We start from the raw sequence: 4433 nt of genomic DNA on the forward strand, positions 1-4433 counted from the left end.
CTTGTTCATTAAAATCGGCTGTCCGATCGATGCAAGTGCCTGTTTGTTCGCCAGCACTTTTTTATCGAGTTTCAGTTCCGTATATCCTGCCGCAACGGCACCTGAAGAGACGAGAATCACTTCATACATTTTTTTAAGCTCAGCAATAAAATCGACCAAATTTTGCATTCGGTCTTTTGCGATTCGATTTTGTTCGCTTAAAACCGCACTGCCGACTTTAACGACGATCCGCTTCATTTACGCTCCGTTACGACCATTTGATAGAGTGCGTAGGTTAATGGTTTAATATTAAGATTAATCGCTGAAGAGATCGGTGCTATAAATGCCGGTTTTTTAGAGTCATAAAACGCTCTGTCAAAATCTTCTTGTTCATAGACCGGATACTCGTCACTAAACGCGAATCGGCTCTTTTTAACCGGATCAAGTTTTACCAATTTCAAAAAGGCATTGGTTTTTTCTATCGCTTCTTCCGGGCTCATCGCATCGGCACGGGTCAAGGCGATCGCAAAATTGCGCTCTGCTAAAAGAGGTGAAAATTTCTCAAGCTCTTGCTTGAGGGTTTCATACTGATATTCCAGTTCATGATATGATGCCAAATCAATCATAAAAAGGAGAGTTTTTGTTCTCTCAATATGGCGAAGAAATTTAAGCCCAAGCCCTTTTCCCTCAGATGCCCCACCGATAATTCCGGGGATATCGGCCATAATGTACGAGTCGAATTCACCGATATTAATCTGACCGAGCTTCGGAGTCAATGTCGTAAACTCATAGTTGGCTACTTCGGGACGAGCATTAGAGACGGTAGAGATCAATGTCGATTTACCGACATTCGGGAACCCTACCAAACCGACATCGGCGATCAGTTTAAGATCGAGCCGAACGACACGAGTAACTGCCGGTTCACCCGGTTGAGCGTACATCGGTTTTTGGTTCGTTGAGGATTTGAAGTGGACATTTCCAAGTCCGCCCCGCCCCCCTTCTAAAAAGAGAACCTCTTTACCGTCTTCTAAAAGATCAAGTAGTACTTCACCTGTTTCAACATCGACAACTTGCGTTCCCGGAGGGACAACAACGACGAGTCGCTTACCCGCTTTACCGGCCATATTAGAGCCGGATCCCGGTTGACCTTTATCGGCTTTGAGGTTTTTATTCCCTTGGAAGTGTGCAAGAGTATGGGTATTGTTGTCTACTTTGAAATAAACATCACCGCCGCGGCCGCCGTCACCGCCGTTAGGACCACCTTGAAGGACATATTTCTCCCGTCTGAAAGCAACACACCCTGCTCCCCCTTTTCCTGAGGAGACGGTAATTTCTACACTATCACTAAACATGGATGTCCTTAAAGTTGTTTTGAACATTTGCCTCTAATGAGACAACTATTATTTGCTTAACACTGTACTTCGATTCTCAAGTACACGATTAAAAAGATAATTTAGGAAATGGATTCAAAATCGGGCGATAGCCCGATGTAAGTGAAAATTATGCGGCAGGGATGATAGAAACTTGCTTGCGTTTTTTGTCTTTACGTTCAAACGCAACGACACCGTCAACCAACGCATACAATGTGTGGTCTTTACCCATACCCATGTTTTTACCCGGGTGAACTTTTGTTCCGCGTTGACGGATAACGATGTTACCTGCCTTTCTTATGAGCCATGCTGTCCTCCTACTTTTAAATAATTACGCAGCGATCTTAATGATGCGAACGCGTGTGTGATCTCGTCTGAAACCACGTTTCAATTTACTGTCTTTACGACGACGTTTTTTGTAGATCACGACTTTACGGTCACGACCTTCATTGATAACCTCAGCAGTAACAACAGCACCCTCTACGAATGGAGTACCGGTTTTAAGTTCACCGTTATTAACGGCAAGAACTTCTTTGATTTCGACGGTGGCTTTAGGATCAAGTCCCATTTTATCGAACAAAAGGATATCACCCTCTTGAACTTTATACTGTTTTCCGCCGTTTTTGATAATTGCGTACATTAGCGTTCCTTACTTACAAGTCTACAAAAAGTGGCGAATTATAGCCAACGTTTATTTAAGCTTAAATTAAAGCGATAGCATCAATCTCTACAAGTGCATTTTTTGGCAATGTTTTCACAGCTACAGTGGAGCGTACAGGCTTATGATCACGGAACGCATCGGCATAAACTGCATTAACGGCTACAAAATCATTCATGTCTGCCAAAAAGATAGTCGTTTTAACAACTTTATCCAATGAACTCCCTGATGCTTCTAAAACTGCTTTGAGGTTGGCGAGCACCTGCGTGCATTGAACTTTCACGTCTCCTTCTAACATTTCTCCTGAAGGGGTTAATGCAATTTGACCTGAGGTAAAAACCATTCCGTTCGCGATCATCGCCTGTGAATAGGGTCCGATAGCCGCAGGTGCATTCGGAGTTTGGATACTTTTCATACTATTTTTCCTTTACTTTTTTGTTTTACGCAATGCGTCATCGAGAATCGATTGATAATCTTCAACCGGCCAATATCCGGGCATTGAATGGAGTATTTTGCCATTGCCGTCTAAGAAATAGCTCATCGGTACCATTTTTGCAGTCAGGTTTTTAGGATACACACTCTTGTCCCGTGTTAAATGGACAGGGACAAAACGACTGTTTATTTTAGAGACGACCTCATCATCAGAAAGCGTTGTAGCTTCAAGTTTTCGACACCATCGGCACTGTTCAGTCGTAATAATAACTAACATAGGTTTTGCCTCTTTTTTTGCTTTAGCTTGTGCTTGCGCATACGTATCGTTCCAAGCAATATCACTCGCAAAAAGATTAGCCATCAAGAGTGCTAATAGCCCTAATTTTTTCATTTAAACCCTTTTTGAAAAACCGAATTTTACCGAAAATTATGAATTAACTTTGTAAAAACAGCATAAAGATTGTCTACCTCAGCAATCGATGTCCGTTCATTAGGGGCGTGTATCGTGTCATTGATGACTCCGAATTCAATCACATTAATCCCATACGCGGCAACAAAACGGGCATCTGATGTTCCCCCCGCCGTCGAATTTTTCGGCGTAACCTTACATACCTCTTGAATCGCATCCGATAACGTCCGAACAATCACCGTATCCGCATCGGTGACAAACGGATAGGCCGACTGATCCAATGTCAACGTATACTCCAATTTTCCCATCTGTTTCGCAATAAAAGATTTTATCTTCTCCTGATCGGTACGGGTCGAATTGCGGACGTTAAACATCATTTTCAGCTTACCCGGCGAGACATTGGTCGTTTCGATTCCTGCGCGGATATCGGTAATCACGATCTGGCTCGGGGCAAAATACTCATCTCCCTCATCTAAAAAAGCACCCGCAATGTTGGATAACACAGGGGCAAGTTGATGGACAGGGTTGATCGCTTTTTCAGGATACGCCGCATGTCCTTGTTTTCCGATGATTTCGATCACACCGTTGATCGAACCTCGACGCCCTACTTTGATTGCATCACCGAAAACAGCCTCACACGTCGGTTCAGCCACCACAACGGCATCGGGGAGAAGATTATGCTCTTTGAGATAGGCTAATACTTCTACTGTTCCGTATTTTGCCGGCCCCTCTTCATCGGAGGTCAATAGAATCGAAAGAGTGCCGTTGAAATCGTATGCTTCTTTAAGTGCTTGGGTAAAAGCCGCCACACCGCTTTTCATATCCTGTGCACCGCGAGCATAGATATATCCCTCACTCTCGGTTGCTACAAACGGATCGCTGTTCCACCCCTCCCCTGAGGGGACGACATCGACATGTCCTGCGAAGCAGAGGTGTTTTCCCTCTCCGAAACGACGATAGGCAAACAGGTTTTTCACCCCTTCACGATCAATGCGAACAGTGGTAAACCCCTCCAAATAATCTTCTAAAAAATCAAAAATTCCACCATCTTCTGGGGTGACACTGGGAGATTCCAGAAGCTTTTTAAACAATTCAATAACGTTCAATGTTAATCCTCTTTTAATTGCGTCTCATATTCAAGTCGTAAACCATTCGGTGTCATTATAAAACCTTGCAGTTTGATTTTGCCTTGCGAAATTTCTCGTGAATGGGTTTCACATAAAGGAATAAGATGGTGATGTTCTTTTAAAGCGGGATTTTTTTGCAGATTTCGAACCAACGCTCCGCAGATGACACATTCTGATGCTACCACCTCACGGTACCGTTTAATGTACTCTTTTTGGTTACCCAACTCGAGGACATCATACTCTTTGGCCAAGTTTTCCCGTAACCGCTTGGCATTGGTTAAAAAGTTTGGATTCATATGGAGCGATTCGGCAAATTCCAAACCGTACACACTGCTCCCCCTCCCCGATTTAAGAAGTCGATCATAAATCAATCGGTCACTCTCTTCATCGTAACGGACACTCAAATGGAGATGAACCACTTCACGCAAACGGCTAAGCTCGCTAATCATAGAGAGTTG

Annotated in this window: 5 protein-coding genes and 3 pseudogenes; all 8 read right to left on the reverse strand. The window is 43.6% G+C overall.

The window, feature by feature from the left end; all coding sequences use genetic code 11:
* Positions 1–237: pseudogene (locus tag A2517_RS02745) on the reverse strand (glutamate 5-kinase); the annotation flags it as partial.
* A complete protein-coding gene (obgE, locus tag A2517_RS02750) occupies positions 234–1331 on the reverse strand; it encodes a GTPase ObgE (RefSeq protein WP_294893893.1) in 1098 nt (365 codons plus the stop codon). The pseudogene A2517_RS02745 and the gene obgE, both read right to left, overlap by 4 nt.
* A gap of 148 nt (positions 1332–1479) precedes the next feature.
* Positions 1480–1644: pseudogene (locus A2517_RS02755) on the reverse strand (50S ribosomal protein L27); the annotation flags it as partial.
* 36 nt (positions 1645–1680) lie between these two features.
* Positions 1681–1989 (reverse strand): 50S ribosomal protein L21, encoded by a 309-nt coding sequence (gene rplU / locus A2517_RS02760; RefSeq protein WP_294893895.1) that lies wholly within the window; start codon positions 1987–1989, stop codon positions 1681–1683.
* 61 nt (positions 1990–2050) lie between these two features.
* Positions 2051–2422, reverse strand: a complete 372-nt coding sequence (locus A2517_RS02765; protein ID WP_294893897.1) for a RidA family protein — start codon at positions 2420–2422, stop codon at positions 2051–2053.
* A 12-nt stretch (positions 2423–2434) separates the two neighbouring features.
* The gene (locus tag A2517_RS02770; RefSeq protein ID WP_294893899.1) at positions 2435–2830 is read right to left on the reverse strand and encodes a thioredoxin family protein; all 396 of its coding nucleotides are present in this window, start codon (positions 2828–2830) and stop codon (positions 2435–2437) included.
* 26 nt (positions 2831–2856) lie between these two features.
* Positions 2857–3954: a succinyl-diaminopimelate desuccinylase gene (gene dapE, locus A2517_RS02775; protein ID WP_294893901.1), complete on the reverse strand. Its 1098-nt coding sequence runs from the start codon at positions 3952–3954 to the stop codon at positions 2857–2859.
* A 2-nt stretch (positions 3955–3956) separates the two neighbouring features.
* A pseudogene (locus A2517_RS02780) lies at positions 3957–4433 on the reverse strand (DNA mismatch repair protein); the annotation flags it as partial.

Source organism: Sulfuricurvum sp. RIFOXYD12_FULL_44_77 (assembly GCF_001830725.1).
GTDB lineage: Bacteria > Campylobacterota > Campylobacteria > Campylobacterales > Sulfurimonadaceae > Sulfuricurvum > Sulfuricurvum kujiense_A.

Excerpts from the sequence above, each read along its gene's own strand:
- obgE (WP_294893893.1), bottom strand. The coding sequence starts at position 1,331 with ATGTTTAGTGATAGTGTAGAAATTACCGTCTCCTCAGGAAAAGGGGGA.
- rplU (WP_294893895.1), bottom strand. The coding sequence starts at position 1,989 with ATGTACGCAATTATCAAAAACGGCGGAAAACAGTATAAAGTTCAAGAG.
- A2517_RS02765 (WP_294893897.1), bottom strand. The coding sequence starts at position 2,422 with ATGAAAAGTATCCAAACTCCGAATGCACCTGCGGCTATCGGACCCTAT.
- A2517_RS02770 (WP_294893899.1), bottom strand. The coding sequence starts at position 2,830 with ATGAAAAAATTAGGGCTATTAGCACTCTTGATGGCTAATCTTTTTGCG.